The sequence below is a fragment of the Streptomyces sp. APSN-46.1 genome, assembly GCF_022815725.1.
Classification (GTDB): domain Bacteria; phylum Actinomycetota; class Actinomycetes; order Streptomycetales; family Streptomycetaceae; genus Streptomyces.
Genome location: NZ_JALGRF010000002.1, coordinates 1,193,913 through 1,212,553 on the forward strand (window position 1 = coordinate 1,193,913; position 18,641 = coordinate 1,212,553).

At 71.8% G+C, this 18,641-nt stretch carries 18 protein-coding genes; 9 read left to right on the forward strand and 9 right to left on the reverse strand.

Going from position 1 to position 18,641, the window contains the following annotated elements:
• Positions 1–181 precede the first annotated feature (181 nt).
• From MTF65_RS12155 to MTF65_RS12170, 4 genes are all read right to left on the reverse strand, one after another.
• Positions 182–1,090: a 1-aminocyclopropane-1-carboxylate deaminase/D-cysteine desulfhydrase gene (locus MTF65_RS12155; protein WP_243628560.1), complete on the reverse strand. Its 909-nt coding sequence runs from the start codon at positions 1,088–1,090 to the stop codon at positions 182–184.
• 73 nt (positions 1,091–1,163) lie between these two features.
• Positions 1,164–1,754 carry an N-acetylmuramoyl-L-alanine amidase gene (locus MTF65_RS12160; RefSeq protein WP_243628561.1) on the reverse strand — a complete coding sequence of 197 codons (591 nt, stop codon included), beginning with the start codon at positions 1,752–1,754 and terminating at the stop codon, positions 1,164–1,166.
• Between the two features lie 161 nt (positions 1,755–1,915).
• A complete protein-coding gene (locus MTF65_RS12165; protein WP_243628562.1) occupies positions 1,916–3,112 on the reverse strand; it encodes a globin domain-containing protein in 1,197 nt (398 codons plus the stop codon).
• 144 nt (positions 3,113–3,256) lie between these two features.
• Positions 3,257–3,766, reverse strand: a complete 510-nt coding sequence (locus MTF65_RS12170) for an Rrf2 family transcriptional regulator (protein WP_243628563.1) — start codon at positions 3,764–3,766, stop codon at positions 3,257–3,259.
• Between the two features lie 235 nt (positions 3,767–4,001).
• Here MTF65_RS12170 and MTF65_RS12175 point away from each other — a divergent pair, with 235 nt between their 5' ends.
• The 6 genes from MTF65_RS12175 (at position 4,002) to MTF65_RS12205 (ending at position 10,705) form a co-directional block, all read left to right on the forward strand.
• Positions 4,002–5,411, forward strand: coding sequence for a family 2B encapsulin nanocompartment shell protein (locus MTF65_RS12175; RefSeq protein ID WP_243628564.1), 1,410 nt, complete (start codon positions 4,002–4,004; stop codon positions 5,409–5,411).
• A 51-nt stretch (positions 5,412–5,462) separates the two neighbouring features.
• Entirely contained in the window at positions 5,463–6,587 is a 1,125-nt protein-coding gene (locus MTF65_RS12180) for a family 2 encapsulin nanocompartment cargo protein polyprenyl transferase (protein WP_243628565.1), read from the forward strand.
• A 128-nt stretch (positions 6,588–6,715) separates the two neighbouring features.
• Complete coding sequence (locus tag MTF65_RS12185) at positions 6,716–7,309, forward strand: GNAT family N-acetyltransferase (protein ID WP_243628566.1); 594 nt, start codon at positions 6,716–6,718, stop codon at positions 7,307–7,309.
• Between the two features lie 114 nt (positions 7,310–7,423).
• Positions 7,424–8,008, forward strand: a complete 585-nt coding sequence (locus MTF65_RS12190; protein WP_243628567.1) for a dihydrofolate reductase family protein — start codon at positions 7,424–7,426, stop codon at positions 8,006–8,008.
• A 52-nt stretch (positions 8,009–8,060) separates the two neighbouring features.
• Positions 8,061–8,273, forward strand: a complete 213-nt coding sequence (locus tag MTF65_RS12195) for a hypothetical protein (RefSeq protein ID WP_243628568.1) — start codon at positions 8,061–8,063, stop codon at positions 8,271–8,273.
• A 428-nt stretch (positions 8,274–8,701) separates the two neighbouring features.
• A complete protein-coding gene (locus MTF65_RS12205; RefSeq protein ID WP_243628569.1) occupies positions 8,702–10,705 on the forward strand; it encodes a transposase in 2,004 nt (667 codons plus the stop codon).
• 15 nt (positions 10,706–10,720) lie between these two features.
• Here the strand turns inward: MTF65_RS12205 and snpA are convergent, their stop codons facing one another.
• Positions 10,721–11,407 carry a snapalysin gene (snpA, locus tag MTF65_RS12210; RefSeq protein WP_243628570.1) on the reverse strand — a complete coding sequence of 229 codons (687 nt, stop codon included), beginning with the start codon at positions 11,405–11,407 and terminating at the stop codon, positions 10,721–10,723.
• Between the two features lie 211 nt (positions 11,408–11,618).
• Between snpA and MTF65_RS12215 the strand changes: the two genes are divergently transcribed.
• The 3 genes from MTF65_RS12215 (at position 11,619) to MTF65_RS12225 (ending at position 14,809) form a co-directional block, all read left to right on the forward strand.
• A complete protein-coding gene (locus MTF65_RS12215; protein WP_243628571.1) occupies positions 11,619–12,551 on the forward strand; it encodes a LysR family transcriptional regulator in 933 nt (310 codons plus the stop codon).
• 406 nt (positions 12,552–12,957) lie between these two features.
• Positions 12,958–13,881: a DUF4097 family beta strand repeat-containing protein gene (locus MTF65_RS12220; RefSeq protein ID WP_243628572.1), complete on the forward strand. Its 924-nt coding sequence runs from the start codon at positions 12,958–12,960 to the stop codon at positions 13,879–13,881.
• Position 13,882: 1 nt separating this feature from the next.
• Complete coding sequence (locus tag MTF65_RS12225; RefSeq protein ID WP_243628573.1) at positions 13,883–14,809, forward strand: PadR family transcriptional regulator; 927 nt, start codon at positions 13,883–13,885, stop codon at positions 14,807–14,809.
• A 6-nt stretch (positions 14,810–14,815) separates the two neighbouring features.
• On the opposite strand, the gene MTF65_RS12230 is transcribed toward MTF65_RS12225, so the two are convergent.
• From MTF65_RS12230 to MTF65_RS12245, 4 genes are all read right to left on the reverse strand, one after another.
• Positions 14,816–15,376 (reverse strand): Clp protease N-terminal domain-containing protein, encoded by a 561-nt coding sequence (locus MTF65_RS12230; protein WP_243628574.1) that lies wholly within the window; start codon positions 15,374–15,376, stop codon positions 14,816–14,818.
• Entirely contained in the window at positions 15,376–15,585 is a 210-nt protein-coding gene (locus MTF65_RS12235) for a helix-turn-helix domain-containing protein (RefSeq protein WP_243628575.1), read from the reverse strand. Before MTF65_RS12235 ends, MTF65_RS12230 begins: the two co-directional genes overlap by 1 nt.
• A 71-nt stretch (positions 15,586–15,656) precedes the next feature.
• Entirely contained in the window at positions 15,657–16,619 is a 963-nt protein-coding gene (locus tag MTF65_RS12240) for a zinc-binding dehydrogenase (RefSeq protein WP_243628576.1), read from the reverse strand.
• Positions 16,620–17,048: 429 nt separating this feature from the next.
• The gene (locus MTF65_RS12245; RefSeq protein WP_243628577.1) at positions 17,049–18,251 is read right to left on the reverse strand and encodes an NADP-dependent malic enzyme; all 1,203 of its coding nucleotides are present in this window, start codon (positions 18,249–18,251) and stop codon (positions 17,049–17,051) included.
• Positions 18,252–18,641: the final 390 nt, after the last annotated feature.

Below are 18,641 nucleotides of genomic sequence, written 5' to 3' on the forward strand. Positions count from 1 at the left end.
GACCGCTGGGCCAGTAGTGGGCTGATGCACAAGCGTGACCTGCGAGGAGAGGCCGTCCGTGCCTCGAGTGAGCCCTTGGCCGCCGGTTCGAGGGTGGTACCAGGACACCTTGGAACCGTGATCCCCACGGAAGTGCTTACAGATTCGGGGGGCGAGGCTCGGTGGCGGTGGCCGCGCGGCGCTACTGGCGGCCGGTGATGACTGCGGTCAGGGTGGTGCCGCGGGGGAAGGCGCCGGATTTCGTGAGCTCGGTCAGGGCCCAGAGGAGCTTGGCGACGTAGATTCGCTCGACCGGTAGGCCGTGCCGGGCGGCGAAGTCGGCGGCGAAGGCCTCCAGGGGCGCCGGGACGCGGGCGTAGCCGCCGTGGTCGAACCCCTCCGCCAGGCTCCAGTCCCCCGCCGGGCCGCCGAACGCGGCGAGCTGGAGGGAACGTATCTCCGCCGCCAGGAACCCGCCTTTGAGGACCGGTACGCCCAGTGCGCGCTGCCCGGGGGCGAGCCCGGCGGCCAGGCCGGCCAAGGTCCCGCCGGTCCCGCAGGCGACCGCGACCACGTCGGCCCGGCCGCGCAGCTCCCGGCCGAGCTCGGCGCAGCCGTGCAGGGCGAGGGCGTTGCTGCCGCCCTCGGGGACGACGTACGCGTCGGATGCCCCGGCCTCGGTGAGCAGCCTGGCCAGCGCCTGCGGCTCGGCCTTACGGCGGTACGCCGACCGGGGCACGAAGTGCAGCCGCATCCCGTCGGCCGCGCATCGCGCGAGGGACTCGTTCAGGGGCCGCCCGGCCAGCTCGTCCCCGCGGACCACGCCGACCGTCGGAAGGCCCAGCATCCGCCCGGCCGCCGCCGTGGCCCGCAGGTGGTTCGAGTACGCCCCTCCGAAGGTCACCAGGGCCGGAAAGCCACCCTCCACCGCCGCCCGCAGATTCGGCGCGAGCTTGCGCCACTTGTTCCCGGGCAATTCGGGATGCACCAGGTCGTCCCGCTTCAGCAGCAGCCGTACGCCATGACGGCCGAACCGCTCGTCACGAACCTCCCGCACCGGGGAGGGCGGCCGGGGCCGCAGGAGCACGTCAAGGTTGGCTGGGCGGTTCACCCACCCATTGTGTGCTGGTCGGGCCTGTGACGTGGCACGAAGGCCCGGCTCTCCGGGGACGTGGGCCGGTCGTCTACTTCAGGCGGTCCGCGACGCGGTCGCGGAACCATTCCATGGTGAAGCCCCTGGGGTCGGGCTTGCCCGGTTGCCATTCGAGGTGGCCGAGGACCGAGCGGGCGTTCCAGCCGTGGGCCCGGCAGACCGCGGCCGCCGCGCGGGTCATCGCGTCGAGTTGGACCGCCGGCCAGGGGTCCTTGCCGTCGCCGAGGTTCTCGCACTCGAAGCCGTAGAAGTGCCGGTTGCCGTCGGTGTCGGCGCGGTCGTCCGGCGGGAGCCGCTTCTCGGCGATCACCGCCGCCAGGACGTCCGAGTCGCCCGCCCCCGCGTGGTTGGCGCGGCCGTAGCCGACCAGGTGGACGCGGCCGTCCTTGGTGATCACGCCGTGGCAGAGCGGGCCGGGCAGGGCCTCGTCGCCTTCGCGGCAGAGCTGGACGGTGTACGCGGTGCCGTGCGTGACGGTGTGGTGGATCATCACCCCGTGCACCGGGCCCCAGGGGCCCTTGTGGTTGCGGTTGTGGGTGCGCCAGGCGCCGACCTCCACGACGGTCAGGCCCTCGTGCCGCAGTGCGTCGATGAAGCGGTCCGCGGACATGGGTGCGGCCATGGCCGCCTCCTTTGCGGTGCGTGGCGACCACCTTCCGTGGTCGCCTCGTTACACACCGGTGTAGTGGAGTCAATCCTTCCGCGGCTAGTGCATTCGCACGGCGAGCGAGCCGATCCGGACACTCGCCCCTCCGGGCCCGCCCGGCCCGCCCGCCACGGGAGTCACGCGGAGGCCAGCCACAGGTCCGGCCCGAACACCTCGTAGTGGATGTCGGCGGCGGGTACGCCCTTGGCGATCAGTTGCTCGCGCACCGCCCGCATGAAGGGGAGCGGGCCGCACAGGTACGCCGTGGTGCCGGGCTCGACCGGGACGGCCGACAGGTCGAGGCGGCCCGTGGCCTCGCCCGGCTCGGCGCCCTCTTCGTACCAGAACCGGGCTGAGGCGTCGGCCAGTTTGTGGGTCAGTGCCCGGTGGTCGCCGCGAAGGGCGTGATCGGCCGGGGAGCGGTCGGCGTGCAGGACGGTCACCGGCGCGGTGTGCCCGGTGTCGGCCAGGTGCTCCAGCATCGACAGCATCGGGGTGCAGCCGATGCCGGCGGAGGCGAGCAGGACCGGGGCTGCGGAGTCCCGCAGGACCAGGTCGCCGTACGGGGCCGAGACGCGCAGGGTGTCGCCGGCCAGGACACGGGCGTGGAGGTGGTTCGAGACCTCCCCGTCGGGTCCCGCGGCAGCCGGGCCGTGCACCCGCTTGACAGTGATCGCGCGCACTGCGGAGCCGGGGGAGCGGGAGAGGCTGTACTGGCGGATCTGGCGGGCGCCGTCCGGGAGTTCGACCTGGACCGAGACGTACTGGCCCGGCTTGAAACCGGGCGCCGGGGCGCCGTCCGCCGGGGCGAGGTGGAAGGTGGTGCAGTCCGCGGTCTCCTCGACGCGCGCGGCGACCGTCCAGGTGCGCCAGACGTCCCCGGCGAGGACGCGCCGCTCGGCGTGGAGGCGCTCCTCGATCGCGATGAGGGCGTTGGCCATCAGCCAGTAGACCTCGTCCCAGGCCTCGGCGACCTGGGGGGTGACGGCCGCTCCGAGGATCTCCGCGATGGCCTCGAAGAGGTGCCGGCGGACGACCGCGTACTGCTCCCGGGTGACGCCGAGGGAGGCGTGCTTGTGGGCTATGCGGTTCAGCATCGTGTCGGGGCGGGTTTCGGGGTGCGCCACGAGGTGGGTCGCGAAGGCGGCGACGGAGCCGGCGAGGGCCTGCTTCTGGAGCCCGGCGTTCTGGTTGCCCCGGTTGAAGAGGTCGCGCAGCAGCTCCGGGTGGGCCACGAACAGTTTCGCGTAGAAGAGTTCCGTGATGTCGCCGATCGCCGCCCCGACGGCGGGCAGGGTGGCGCGTACGGTCTCGGTCGACTTCTCCGACAGCATCGGGGCTCCTCGTCGTAATTGGCATGTGAGATTCATGTTTTAGGGGGCGAGGGGGGCGTGGCGCAATGCGGAAATGCGTTCGACGTCCCTCTTCGGGGTCGGCCCAGGCAGGCCGACGGTCGGTCGGAATCGGCCATACGGCCCTCAGCGCGCGGGCCCTTCGGCCCGCGCCGAAGCCCCGGCCGACGTCCGGCCCGTACCTCCGCCGCCGCCGGCTCCGCCGCCCGCGATGCCCAGCAGCAGCGGCCCGGTCGGGGCCGCCACCAGGTCGTTCACCGTCAGCGGGTCAAGCGCGGCGAAGAAGGCCTCCTGGGCCCGGCGCAGCGCGCCGCGCAGGACGCACGCCCCGCGCAGCGGGCACGGGACGGTGCCGTCGCAGTCCACGACGTCGCCGGCGCCCTCCAGTTCGCGCACCACCCCGCCCACCGACGCGGCGCGCCCGGCGGCGGTGAGGGCGAGCCCGCCGCCGCGGCCCCGCCGCGCTTCGATCAGTCCGAGGTGCTGGAGCCTGGCGACCACCTTGGCGGTGTGCGTGTACGGAACCTCCATGGTCGCCGCCACGTCGCGAGTGGTCGGGAGCTCCTCGTCGGAGTCGGCGACGGCCAGGCGCATCAGGACGCGGAGCGCAAGGTCGGTGAATCGAGTCAGCCGCATGGCGTCACCGTATGAAAACTTGCATGTGATGTGCAAGTTAGAGCGCCCAAGGGGGAATCGGGCGGCCATGGTGGCTGAAACCAGTGGGGTTCGAGCGTGCGTAAGTGAAGGGTTGGCCTCAGAGGGTGCCCAGGTGCGCACGGAGTAGTCCCACCCTTTTGTGTAATGGTCCCATCGCGTTGCGTAGTGCCAGGCTGTATTCCGCAGATCCATGCAGTGATCGAAAGGGAAATACATGTCGGTCCAGGCAGGTTCCGAAACCGAGGCCCAGTCTCTGCCGCAGCGCAGTCTCGCGACCTCGGCCGCGCGGAACTTGGCAACCACGACGAAGTCCGCGCCGCAGATGCAGGAAATCACCTCGCGGTGGCTCCTGAAGATGCTCCCGTGGGTGTCGGTACAGGGCGGCACGTACCGAGTGAACCGGCGGCTGAGCTACTCGGTCGGCGACGGGCGCGTGGAGTTCATCAAGACCGGGACGCAGGTCCAGGTCATCCCGGCCGAACTCGGCGAGCTTCCGCTGCTGCGCTCGTACGAGGACCTGGACGTCCTCACCGAACTCGCCGCGCGCTGCCAGCAGATCGACTTCGAGGCCGGACAGGAGCTGACCTCCTTCGGCAGCGCCTCCGACAAGGTGTTCCTGCTCGCCCACGGCCGCATCGAGCACGTCGGCCCCGGCCCCTACGGCGAGGACGCGGTCCTCCAGACCGTCGCCGACGGCGCCTACTTCGGCGAGGACGCCCTCGTCGACGACGAGGCGATCTGGGAGTACACCGCCCGCGCCGTCACCTCCGGCACCGCCCTCGTCCTGTCCCGGCAGGACTTCCAGCTCCTCGCCGACCGCGTCGACACGCTGCGCGCCCACGTGGACTCCGTACGGGCCATGCCCGCCCAGCGGACCAACAAGTACGGCGAGGCCGCGATCGACCTCTCCGCCGGCCACCAGGGCGAGGCCGTCCTCCCCGGTACCTTCGTGGACTACGAGGCCAAGCCGCGCGAGTACGAACTCTCCATTGCACAAACGGTCCTGCGGGTGCACACGCGCGTCGCCGACCTCTACAACCAGCCGATGAACCAGACCGAGCAACAGTTGCGGCTCACGGTCGAGGCGCTGCGGGAGCGCCAGGAGCACGAGATGCTCAACAACCCCGAGTTCGGCCTGCTCCACAACGCCGAATACGACCAGCGCATCCAGCCCCACGACGGCGCGCCCACCCCCGACGACATGGACCAGCTGCTCAGCATGCGGCGCGGCTCCAAGCTGTTCCTCGCCCACCCCAAGGCCATCGCCGCCTTCGGCCGCGAGTGCAACAGGCGGGGCCTCTACCCGGAGTCGATCGAAGTCAGCGGTCACCGGGTGCCGTCCTGGCGCGGCGTACCGATCTTCCCGAGCAACAAGATCCCGATCAGCGACGCCCGTACGACGTCCATCCTCTGCATGCGTACCGGCGAGGACGAGTCCGGTGTGATCGGCCTGCACCAGCCCGGGATCCCGGACGAGATCGAGCCGAGCATGTCGGTCCGCTTCATGGGCATCAGCGAGCAGGCGATCATCTCGTACCTGGTCACCGCCTATTTCTCCGCCGCGGTGCTCGTGCCGGACGCGCTCGGCGTACTGGAGAACGTCGAGATCGGCCGCTGGCGCTGAGCCGGCCGGCCGGAACGCGACACCGGACACAGGGGACACTCGGGACACGCCATGGCGACCACTGAGACCATCACGACCGGCGAGGGCCATGAAGCCGCGGCCCTGCTGGAACGGACAAGAGAAACGGTCAACCCGGAACTGCGCCGGACGGTCGAGAGCCTGCCCGGCTCGATGCGGCGCGTGGCGATGTACCACTTCGGCTGGGAACGCGAGGACGGCACCCCGGCGGCGGGCAACGCGGGCAAGGCCATCCGGCCCGCCCTGGTGCTCGCCGCGGCCCAGGCCCTGCGGGGCCCCGAGGGCCAGGGCGAGGCGGCCGGGGCGACGGGCGCGGCCGGAGCGGGAGGCGCGGCCAAGGCGGGTGACGGGCCCGAAGCGGGAGCGGCGGCCGCGATCAGGGCGGCGGTGGCCGTGGAGCTGGCGCACAACTTCACGCTGCTGCACGACGACGTCATCGACAAGGACGCCCGGCGCCGCGGCCGGGCCACGGCCTGGACCGTGTTCGGGATACCGGACGCGATCATCACCGGCGACGCCATGCTCGCCCTCGCGCTGCGACTGCTCGCGGAGGATCCGCATCCGGCCTCGGCGGCGGCCTCCACCCGGCTCGCGGCGTGCGTCATCGAGCTGTGCGCCGGCCAGCAGGCGGACTGCGCCTTCGAGCAGCGTCCGGACGTCTCGCTGGACGAGTGCCTGACGATGGCCACCGCCAAGACCGGGGCCCTGCTGGGCTGCGCCTGCGCACTCGGCGCGCTGTACGCCGGCGCCGGGCCCGACGAGGTCGACGCGATGGACGCCTTCGGGCGGGAGGCCGGGCTGGCCTTCCAGCTGATCGACGACCTGATCGGCATCTGGGGGGATCCCGGGCACACCGGCAAGCCCGCCGGCGCCGACCTGCTCGCCCGCAAGAAGTCCCTCCCGGTCGTGGCCGCCCTCACCTCGGGCACCGCGGCGGGGCGGGAGCTGGCCGCCCTGTACGCGGGTCCCATGACCGGGGACGACGTGCACAAGGCGGCCGACGCGGTGGAGCGGGCCGGCGGCCGCGACTGGGCCCAGGCCCACGCCGCCGACCGGATGGGCCGGGCGGTGCAGCAGCTGTCCCGGGCCGTTCCGGACCTCGGGGCGGCGGGCGGGCTGCTGGCGCTGGCGGAGTTCGTCACGCGGCGGACCAGGTGACCCGACCGCGGTAGCGGTACGCAAGCCCTGTTCCGGCACCATGCGGTGCCGGAACAGGGCTTTCCGCGTATCTGGGCCAACTCTAGGATCGCTCAAGGCCGTTGAGACGTGAGCGAAGGGTGTGACCGATGGTGCTGGAGATACGGCAGGCGGACCAGTCGGACCGGGACGCGGTGGCGCGGCTGCTGGACGAGGCGTTCCGTACCGACCCGGTGAGCAACTGGGTCTTCCCGGACCCCGAGCACCGGGCGGCGGTGCACGGAAAGTTCCTCGGCGTCTTCGTGGACGTGGCGCTGGCCGAGGGCCGGATCGACTACGCGGTGGACGGCTCGGCCGCCGCGCTGTGGCTGCGGATCCCGGCGGGCGAGCCGGAGGGCGAGGACGAGATCCCCGCGCGGATGCGGGAGGTGGCCGACCCCGACAACGAGCGGTGCGAGCTGGTCGGGCGGCTCACGGGCGCGGTGCACCCGACCGCGGAGGAGCACGAGTACCTGCTGATGATCGCGGTCGCGCCGGGCCGCCAGGGGGAGGGGCTGGGGACGGAGCTCATGCGGCCGGTGCTGGAGCGGTGCGACCGCGACGGGGTGCCGGCGTACCTGGAGGCGAGCAGCGAGCGCAGCAAGGGCCTGTACGAGCGGCTCGGCTGGGAGTTCACCGGCACCGCGGTGCGGCTGCCGGAGGGCCCGCTCATGTGGCCGATGTGGCGCAAGCCGCGGGGCTGAGCGAAAGGGGTCGGCAAAGTACGGGGCGGCAAAGTACTTGGCAAACCACTACGGCTGAAGTACTTTAACCGACGTGCCCCGGAGTGGTGGCACTGTCGAATGAAAGAGACGCGCTTGCGCAAGCTCACGTACTTCATCGCCACGACCGTCGACGGCTTCATCGGGGGCCCGGACGGCGACAGCGATTTCATCTACACCTTCCTCGACCCCGAGTTCATCGGTCACCTGACGGCCGAGTACCCGGAGACGATCTCCGCCGCGGGGCGTGCCCAGCTCGGGATCGAGGACGCGCCCCCGAAGCGCTTCGACACGGTCCTCATGGGCCGCAAAACCTACGAGCCGGGCCTCAAGGTGGGCATGACCAGCCCCTACGGCCACATGCGCGAGCAGTACGTCGTCTCGCGCTCCCTCACCGTCTCGCCCGACCCGCAGGTGCGGCTGATCAGCGGCGACGTGGCGGCCACGGTGCGCGAGCTCAAGGCGCGGGACGGGCTCGACATCTGGCTGTGCGGCGGCGCGGACCTCGCGGCCCAGCTGGTCGACGAGATCGACGAGTACATCGTCAAGACCTACCCGGTCGTGGTGGGCACCGGCATGCCGATGTCCACGGCTGGCTTCGGCGTGCGCCCCCTGGAGCTGACCGGCTGCACCGCCCTCGGCGGAGGCCAGGTCATCACCTCGTACACCGTCAAGCGCTGATCCCGCCGAGCCTCTGACTCCGAAACGTGCGGAACCGGCCTACCGTGGAGGTATGGCCGGTGAACATCAGCATCACGAGCACGGGACGGTCGCCCCGCAGGCCGGGCACGAGCAGCACACGTGCCCGGCGTGCGGGAGCCCCGTCGAGACGTTGGTCAGACGGCGCAAGTCCCTCGGGATCTTCGTACCGGAATGGGTTCCGGGCCCCTGCCACAACCCGGAGTGCCCGAAGTACGAACACCCCGAGGGCCTGAGCCTTCCCTAGATGATTGATTCCAAGGTGTAGCTGCATGGACGCGAGGGTGTCCACTCTCAGTGTGTGACGATCGAGATAGACACCCTCGCAACTGCACTGTACGTGCGGTCGTGGACGCGGTGGACGGTGACCAGGCCGACGCCGAACAGGCCGGCGAGTTGGTGGTGGGCGAGGTTGGTACGCCACGCGATGGCGGGTAGGAGTGCCCGGTTGTCCAGCAGAAGCGCCCACGGCCGCCCGCGCCGCAGCGGGGACGGAAGGGCGGCGCCGCGGGCGGCGACCAGGGTGAGGAACGCTTTGACGGGGAGTCCGGTCCAGCGCAGCAGGGAGCGGGGCCGAAGGCCGCTGTTCTGAGGGCTGACCTATCGAGTCTGCGGAAGCTGACCTCACGAAATGATGTACCTTAAGTGAGTTCATCGTGACGGGGGGTGACGAGTGTGCGGGCTGACCAGACGCGGAGGTTCCGGGGGAAGAACAAGGCCCCGAAGTGGACCAAGCCCGACGACGGGATCGTGTCGATCATGGTGCTGCCGTTGGCCGTCACCGATCCCGCCGACCTCGCCCGGCTGGAGAAGCTGTACGGCGCGATGTGGTCGATCAAGCGCGCCGTGCAGCGCGATGCCCGCGCCAAGGTCGATGCCTACTGGGCCGCGAAGTGTGAGCGCGACCGCGACAGCGGAAAGGCAGTGCGGCAGCGCCTCGGCCTGTCCCGCGAAGGGTTGGAGCGGTGCGCGTACAAGCACCTTGAAGGCTCTGGGCACTTGAAGCATCACGCCTCCAAGGCCCTGGCCATGCACATGGCTGACGAGGTGTGGAACGGCGTGCACCGGCACCTGTTCCCCGACGCCACCGGCACCCGGTTCGGACGGCCGAAGACCGGCCGCTGGCACGACTTCATCCGGATTCCGGGCCGCGCCCGCTCCCACACGACCGAGAACAAGTGGGAGACCTTCCGCCTGGTCGGCACCCTGACCGGCCATGCCATGGCCTACACCGACGGCGGTCAGCAGGCGTTGACGCAGCCGCACCGGATGCCGAAGCCGACCGCGCCGGCCGGCCGGGTGCCCACGGGCAAGCTCACCACTGCGGGCAAGCCCGGCATGCGCAAGGCCACGTGGTGGGACCACACGGGCCCGCTCGCCGTGGTGTTCGCCGGAGGCCCCGACGGCAAGCGCGGTGACCTCGTTCTCCCCGTCCGCATCCCGCAGCGGCCCGGCCAGTGGGCGCGGGCGCGGCACTTCCTGTCCAACCCGCTGGCCTGGCACAAGGTGGACCTTGTACGGCGCCGGAAGGCGTCCGCGCCGGGAGGCTGGGCGTACGAGGCGCACCTGATGATGCTCGGCCCCGGATACAGCTCCCCGGCCGTCCGGGAGATGCGCGACAAGGCGGCAGCCCTGGACCGGATCGGCGGGGTGGACGGCAACGTCTCCAACCTCTCCGTCGTCTCCTTCCCCGCCGACCTCACCGGCGGCAAGCCCGTCTCCACCGAGATCACGCTCACCGACGCCGAGCAGCGGTTGTTGGAGAAGCAGGCGAAGAAGCGGCGGGGCCGCGCGCGGGCCTTGGATCGCTCCCGGCGGGCGACGAACGCAGCGCAGTACGGGCTGTCGAAGAGGCAGGCCAAGAGCGCCCAGCGCCGTGCCGAGAACGGGCTCAAGCCCAAGGCGGTGACGGTGCCCGGTGGTGCCCGCGACGCCCGGTCCGATGGGGTGCCGAAGCAGGCATACCGCCGCGACCGGCTCTCCGCCAACTACCGTGAGCAGCGAGCCCGCCAGGCCGAACACGCCGCCGGCATCGCTGAACACCGCCGCCACCGCGCCCGCCAGGTGGCGCGGGAGATCATCGCCGCCCACGGCCCTGTGCTCGTCGTGGAGGACTGCGACATCCGCACCTGGTACCGGCTCTGGGGCAAGCGCCTCTCCCAGACCACACCCGGCATGCTGATCTCCGCCCTCACAGTGGAGTGCGAAGCCGCAGGCGGCAGGCTCGTACGGGCCTCCACCTGGTCAACGGCCCTGTCACAGCACTGCGTATGCGGTGAGCGCGTCTCCAAGACCCTGCGCGACCGTGAGCACAAATGCATCGCCTGCGGCCTGGTCGGCAAGCGGGACCTCGTATCCGCAGCCCTCGCCGTGTTCGTCCGCTTCACCGACGTGGACGACCCCAAGACCGCGTACCTGGACACCACGCTCTCCCGGCACGCACAGATCACCTATGCGCAAGTGCTGGAAGAAGCGCTGCGGGAGTCAACCACACCGAACCCGAAACCGCCCCGGCGGTCGGGTCGCGTGGCAGTCCCACGGCAACGCCGTGAGACCTCTGCTCCCCGAACCGCCGGACAGCGGAACCGAGCGACCCCGGATGAGCCACGCCCCGTGCGTGACCACGCCGGACAGCCCGGTCACCGCCCCGGCCGCAGTCCACGGCTCACCCTCTGGTGAATTGCGGATCAAGTCTTAGCTCTTCGTGCCCAGACCGGACGCGACGAGACCGTTGAGCCAGAGCTGGTTCACGCGTGCCCGCTCGGTGCTGTTCGGGGTGGCGTTCTGGCACGAGGTGCCCGGGCCGCCACCCGACATCAGCTCGCTGCACGGGCCCGAGTAGTGGTCCGGCAGACCCAGCACGTGGCCGGTCTCGTGCGCCGTCACCCGGGTGGAGTTGTACTGCTGGTTCTGCCGGTAGTCGAGGAAGATGTAGCCGCGGCCGTGGCCGTCCGTGCTCGCGTACGAGCCGCGCGAGTCATTGCCCTCGCGGTAGGAGAAGTTCCCGCCGGAGGACACCTCCTGGAGCTTGACGTTGGTCACCGAGCTGTTCCAGATCTGCGTGGAGCGGGCTATCTGGGTACGGAAGCTGGGCGCGTTGCGGGTGTTGTACGTGACGGTCACGGCCAGGATGCCGGGGTTCGCGGCCCGCTGCTCGGCCACCGAGCGCTGCACCGCCTCGAAGAACGCGCGGTTGGCGGACGCGTTCTCCTGCGAGCGCTCGTACGTGGCGTAGCTCGCGGCGTTGCCGACGGGCGCCGGCGCGGCGCTCGCCATGGGGGCGACACCGACGAGCGCGGCGGCCAGGCCGAGACCGACGGTGGCGGCCAGCACGGCCTTTCGGGAGTTGCGGGAGTTGCGGGAGTTTCGGGAGTGGCGCATGTGGGGGGGCTCCTACTCATCCGGTGTGGGGGGTGGGTGGGTCGTTCCGGTACCGGAGTCTGCGGGAGCGGAAGGGGCCGGGGGATGATGTCAGCCACCGATAGCGCCGGGTTATCGCGGGTTTCGGTAGGCCAACCACCATGAGAATGGCGGGATTCGGTGGGTCGTCAGTGACTGGTGCGGTCCACCGGCCCCGGCCTACCCTCGGGACATGGAGCTTGAGGTCCGGCATCTGCGCGCCCTGTGCGCCATCGCCGACGCCGGCAGCCTGCACAAGGCGGCGCGGCAACTCGGCGTGAGCCAGCCCTCCTTGACGACCCAGCTGCGCCGGATCGAACGGGCCCTGGACGGCGAGCTGTTCCTGCGCGAGCGGACCGGCTGCCGGCCGACGCCGTTCGGGCGCACGGTACTCGGCCGGGCCCGGCCGCTGCTGGCCGACATGGCCGCTCTGGTGGCCGAGGCGCGGGCGGTGGCCCGGGGTCCGCGGCTGCGGATCGGCTCGACGGCCAGCCGGGCCCTGCCGGGGTGGCTGCGCAGGCTGCACCGGCGGCTTCCGGGCACCGAGACCACGCTCGTCGTGGACGTGTCGGCCAACGCCCTGCTGCGGATGGTGGACGCGGGGCAGCTGGACGTCGCCTTCGTGCACGAGGTGGAGGGCAGCCCGCTGCGGGTGCCGGCCGGGCTGGAACTGCGCGTACTGATGGAGCGGGAGCCGCAGTTCGTCTCCATGTCCCGGGACCACCCGGCGGCGCGGCGGCCGGTGGTGGAGTTACGGGACCTGGCCGACGACCGCTGGACGGTGGACCCCTCGGTGGACGGCGAGTGGGACGGCCTGCGGCGGGTCTTCGCCGGGGCCGGGCTGGACCCGCCGCTCCTGCACGCCGACTACCACACCGCGACCTCGCTGATCGTCTCCGGCGAGGCGGTCGCGCCCTGCCAGCCGACCTCCGGGCCGCGCGACGACATGGCGATCCGGCCGCTCTCCGGGGACCCGCTCGCCGTACGCCTGCTCCTGGCGACCCGGCCGGGCGCGCACGCGGAGGTGTACGAGGACCTCCGCGCGGCCTACCGCGAGGCGGCCCTGCGCACCCCGCCGTACCGCGCGTGGCTCCACCACCACGCCAGCCCGCTGCTCGCCGCGTAGGCCGAGCCGAAGCAACGCCGGCCCGTCCCCGCTCTCCGCCGGGCGCGGGCGCGCCCGTACGCCAGGGCGAGCACGCCGCGGGCCACCAGCCCCGCACCGGCCACCACGCAGGCCCACGCCATGAGAGGTGCGCCCGCGGCGATCCGGGCCGCACCCGGCAGGCGGGCCTTCGGCCCGCGCGCCCACGGGCCGAGAGGGCCCTCCGCCGCCACGTCCGGCTCCGCCCGCCGCACGGCGTCCCGCCCGCCCGATTCGAGATCGGCGCGCCCTCGCAAATCACCGCAAAACGATGGATAAGGTGTCGCGCTTGACTTCCCCGGTCCGCGATATATCGTGTTCTTCAGTAGACGCGATATGTTGCGAGCGTCGAGCCTGAGTCCGCGTACGTCCAAGGAGGATCAGCACCATGGCAGAGCAGACGACGTGGTCGATCGCCGAACCCCGGAAGCTCACCTTCGACGAGCCGGTGACCGAGCTCCACGTCCGCCTGGTCGGCGGCACCGTCAACGTCGTCGCGGCCGAGGACGGCCCGGCCCGCCTGGAGGTGGCGGAGATCGACGGCCCGCCGCTGCATGTCGTGCGGGAGGGCGGCACCCTCACCATCTCCTACGAGGACCTGCCCTGGAACGGCTCCCAGGGCTTCAAGAAGTGGTTCGAGGCCAAGCCCTGGAAGGCCTGGTCCAGCTCCGACTCCGGCCGCAAGGCCTGGGAGCGCAGCGCCACCGTCACCCTCACCGTCCCCGCCGCCACCCGCGTACAGGTGGCCGCGGTCAGCGCCACCGCCTTCGTCTCCGGCATCAGCGGCGGCACCGAGGTCAACGGGGTCTCCGGGGACGCGACGCTGGTCGGCCTGTCCGGCAGGGTCAAGGCGCACACGGTGTCCGGCAGCGTCGAGGCCCAGTCCGTCACGGGCGAGCTCGGCTTCCACTCCGTCTCCGGCGGCCTGACGGTAGTCGACGGCGCGGGCGGCAGCGTACGGGCCGACTCGGTCAGCGGCGACATGCTCATCGACCTGGCCCTCGACCCGGCCGAGCCGCGCCCGGTGGACATCTTCCTCAACTCCGTCTCCGGCCAGGTCGCGATCCGCCTGCCGCACCCGGCCGACGCCCGGGTGGAGGCCAACACCGCCACCGGCGGCGTCTCCAACGCCTTCGAGGACCTGCGCGTCTCCGGCCAGCTGGGCGCGAAGCGGATCACCGGAACCCTCGGCGCCGGCACCGGCACCCTCCGGGCGACCACCGTCTCCGGCGCGATCGCGCTGCTGCGCCGCCCGGCCGCCGACACCTCCACCCCCGCCGTCCCCCTCGCGCTCGACAAGAAGGTGCTCTGACATGCCGCCCGTCTTCGCCCACGGACGCCTCCGCCTCTACCTGCTCAAGCTGCTGGACGAGGCCCCGCGTCACGGATACGAGGTGATCCGCCTGCTGGAGGAGCGCTTCCAGGGGCTGTACGCGCCCTCCGCGGGCACCGTGTACCCCCGGCTCGCCAAGCTGGAGGCCGAGGGTCTGGTCACGCACGCCACCGAGGGCGGGCGCAAGGTGTACTCCATCACCGAGGCGGGGCGCGCCGAACTGGCCGACCGCGGCGGCGAACTCGCCGACCTGGAGTTGGAGATCCGCGAATCGGTCTCCGAGCTGGCCGCCGAGATCCGCGCCGACGTCCGGGGCGCGGCGGGCGACCTGCGGCGCGAGATGCGGGCCGCCGCCTCCGCGACGGCGACCCCCGTCGAGGACGTGGCCTGGACGGCGGCCAAGGAGGAGCTGCGCAAGGCCAAGCAGGAGTGGAAGGAGCAGGCGCGGCGAGCGAAGGACGAGAGCCGCCGGGCCCGCGAGGAGGCCCAGCAGGCCCGCCGCCAGGCCAAGGAGGCGCAGGAGCGGGCCCGCGAGGAGGTCCAGCGCATCGCGTCCCAGTTCCAGGAGCAGTTCACGAAGTCGGGCGGCGTCCTGGGCAGTCTGGCCGGAGCCTGGCTCGGCGGCGCCGCCGCCGGTACGGCCGCCCCCGGTACGGCCACCCCCGGTACGGCGGCCCCTGGTACGGCGGCCCCCGCGTCCGGGGTTCCCGACTCCGACTGGGCCGAGGACCTGACCCCGACCGCGGACCCGGCCCGTGACCTGGACCGGCTGCTGGACCGGTTCCGCGACGACATCCGCGACGCGGCCCGCGACCACGGCATCACCCCGGCTCAGCTGGCCGAGGCCCGCGCCCACCTGGCCGCCGCCGCCGACCGGGTCACGGGGACCCTCCGCGCCGGCGGCTGAACACCCCTACGCCGCCAGGCGCGACTCCACGCCGGCATAGGTGACGCCATGGTCCGCCAGGACCTCGGAGACCGGGCCCGGGCGGGAGAGCAGGGCGAGCAGCAGGTGCGGGGTGCCGATGTGGCGGTCCTTGCGGCCCAGGGCGATGCGCAGGGACTGTTCCAGGACCTTCTTCGCGCCCTGGGTGAAGGGGACGTGGCGGGTCTGCGACTCCGGGCGGCCGAGGGCCGAGCGGAGCGAGGCCCCCAGGGTCCGGCGCCGGGGGGCCGCCGAGGAGAGGGCGCCTTCGCCGTGGCTCTCCTCCACCCGGGAGACGATCTCCGTGAGGTCGATCCCCAGGCCGGCCAGGGCCTCCTCGTCGGCCCTCGACATCCCGCCCCGGCGGCGGGATTCCGCGAGGTCGGCGGCGACCGCCGCGCGGTCCACGGCCAGGGGGTCCAGAGCGCCCTGGGCGAGGATCGCGAGCAGCAGGTGTTCCTCGGTGACCGTGGCGGCTCCGGCCCGCCGGGCCTCGGCCACGGCCCCCGTCACGGTGTCGCGGGCCTCGGTCGTGAAGCGCTCGAACATCAAACCCTCCCGTACTTCTTGTGCACGGCCTGCCGGCTGACGCCCAGCTCGGCCGCGATCTCCTGCCAGGACCAGCCCTGCGCGCGGGCACTGCGTACCTGTACGGCCTCCAGCTGCTCCAGCAGCCTCCGGAGGGCGGCCACGGCACGCAGGCCCACGCGCGGGTCACGGTCACCGGCTCGCTCGGCGAGGTCGGTGGCTTCTGTCATACGTGTCAATGTAGGTTGACGCACGGGAGGGCGTCAACCCCAGTTGACAAGCATGACGGGCCGTCGGGCCGTCAGACCGTCAGGACCACCTTGCCGAAGAGGTCCCCCGACGCGAGCTTCTCGAAGCCCTCCCGGGCCCGGTCCAGCGGCAGCACCTCGTCGATGACCGGCCGGACGCCCGTCGCCGCGCAGAAGGACAGCAGGTCCTCCAACTCGTCCTTCGAGCCCATGGTCGAGCCGACCACCTTCAGCTCCAGGAAGAAGATCCGCGTCAGCTCGGCGTGCGCGGGCCGGTCCCCGCTCGTGGCGCCGGAGATGACCAGCGTCCCGCCCGGGCGGAGCGACTTGACCGAGTGAGACCAGGTGGCCGCGCCCACCGTCTCGATCACCGCGTCCACCCGCCGCGGCAGCCGCGCGCCCGGCTCGTACGCCTCCACCGCGCCCAGCTCCACCGCCCGCTTGCGCTTGGCCTCGTCCCGGCTGGTGGCGAAGACCCGCAGCCCCGCCGCCTTGCCGAGGGCGATCGCGGCGGTCGCGACCCCGCCGCCCGCGCCCTGCACCAGTACGGAGTCCCCGGGGCGGACGCCCGCGTTCGTGAACAGCATCCGGTACGCCGTCAGCCACGCCGTCGGCAGGCAGGCGGCCTCCTCGAAGGAGAGCTCGGCCGGCTTGCGCAGCACGTTCCAGGCCGGGACGGTCACCTGCTCGGCGAAGGTCCCCTGGTAGCGCTCGGTCAGGATCGAGCGCGGCTCGTCCGGGCCGACCCCGTGGCCGGTCTGGCCGATCACGGAGTGCAGGACGACCTCGTTGCCGTCCTGGTCGATCCCGGCGGCGTCGCAGCCGAGGATCATGGGGAGTTTGTCCTCGCCGAGGCCCACCCCGCGCAGCGACCACAGATCGTGGTGGTTGAGCGAGGCGGCCTTGACGTTCACGGTCACCCAGCCGGGACGGGCCTCGGGGGCCGGGCGCTCGCCCAGCTCAAGGCCGCTCAGCGGCTGGTCACGGTCGATTCGGGCGGCATAGGCAGCGAACATGCCGCCAGACGCTACCGCCCGGTAGTCCCCGCCACCAGGCCCGCCCGGGCGAGCCGGATCGGCTCGTCGGAATCCGTGGGAACCGGGCGGGTCGGATCCTGCGTCCCGGGAGGTGGGTGGAGTCGCTCAGCGGAAGCGTGAGATGCCCCGTCAACTATGGGTCCCACGTGCAGTCTTGTGCCATCGAGAGGTGGAAGCGGAACGGCACGAACAAGCCCCGGGGCGGGGTAATATTCAAGCCGCCGCGCGGCGCCGTTGGTCATGAGCCTGTCATTCCGCCGCCCCGTGGCCCCACGACGAACGACCCCTCCCGGTTCGGGGGCCGGGAGGGTGCGTTCCCACCGCTCGCGCGGCTACGCGAAAGGGCCCGGCCGGAGTCTCTCCAGGAGTCTCTCCGGCCGGGCCCCTTCACGTGGAGCCGTGTGGCGATCAGGCCAGGCGGGCCACGCCGTCGGCCTTCGCCGTCGCGGCGACCGCGGCCGTGACGGCCGCGGCGACGCGCTCGTCGAACGGCGACGGGATCACGTAGTCGGCGGCGAGCTCGTCACCCACGACGCCGGCGATGGCGTCGGCGGCGGCGATCTTCATGCCCTCGGTGATCCGGGACGCGCGGACCTTCAGGGCCCCCGCGAAGATGCCCGGGAAGGCGAGCACGTTGTTGATCTGGTTCGGGAAGTCCGAGCGGCCCGTGGCCACGACCGCCGCGTACTTGTGCGCGACGTCCGGGTGGACCTCCGGGTTCGGGTTGGCCATGGCGAAGACGAAGCAGTCCTTCGCCATCGTCGCCACCGCGGCCTCGGGGACCGTACCGCCGGAGACGCCGATGAAGACGTCCGCGCCCGCGAGGGCGCTCTCCAGGGAACCGGTCTGGCCGGTCTTGTTCGTCAGACCCGCGATCTCCGCCTTGACGTCCGTCAGGTCGGAGCGGTCGGCGGAGACGACGCCCTTGCGGTCGGTGACGCAGACGTCGCCGATGCCCGCGTCCACGAGGATCTTGGCGATGGCGATACCCGCCGCGCCCGAGCCCGAGATCACGGCGCGCAGGTCGCCGAGGGTGCGACCGGTCAGCTTCGCGGCGTTGCGCAGGGCGGCCAGGCACACGACGGCCGTGCCGTGCTGGTCGTCGTGGAAGATCGGGATGTCCAGGGCTTCCTGGAGCCGGCGCTCGATCTCGAAGCAGCGCGGCGCGGAGATGTCCTCCAGGTTCACGCCGCCGAACGACGGGGCGAGCCGGATGACGGTCTCGATGATCTCGTCCGTGTCCTTCGTCGCGAGCGCGATCGGAACCGCGTCCACACCGCCGAACTGCTTGAACAGGATGGCCTTGCCCTCCATCACCGGGAGGGAGGCCTCGGGCCCGATGTCACCGAGTCCGAGCACGGCCGTACCGTCGGTGACGACGGCGACCACGTTGGACTTCCAGGTGTACTCGTGGACGAGCTCCGGGTTCTCGGCGATGGCGCTGCAGACCTTCGCCACACCCGGCGTGTACGCGAGGGACAGGTCGTCCGTGTCGTTGACCGGCACGGTGGCCTGCACTGCCATCTTGCCGCCCCGGTGCAGCGCGAACACAGCGTCGGGGTTGTTGTCCGTCGCGCTGTCGCTGCGAGGATTGACGATCTCCGCTGCCACTTTCTGGCCCCTTAAGTTTTTGAATCGTTGAGGGTTGACCACTCCTGGTTAAGGGGTGGGCGGGCACCGCGTCCGTACTCCGCATGGACGGTTGGCCCGTCTCCGCGGAGGGGAGGTTCGTACGCGCGGGCGCGCCGCACGCGCGCCCTGAGCCCCTGATGAGGGGTGTAAGGATCCGTTTTACCGGAAGAACGCTCGCCCAGACGAGTCGATTCCTGCTCGACCATAAGCGCGTTGCCCCGGTTTTGGCGAAAAGTCCAAACCTTGCTGTCCAGCAGTCGAGACGCACAGTAAAAACTGCTGCGGAACCGCCTGGTGACGGCGCATAGTCCGGCCCGGAGGGCCCTCGCCCGCAGGGCTGATGGGTCGCCCAAGGTGTCCGTTATCCGA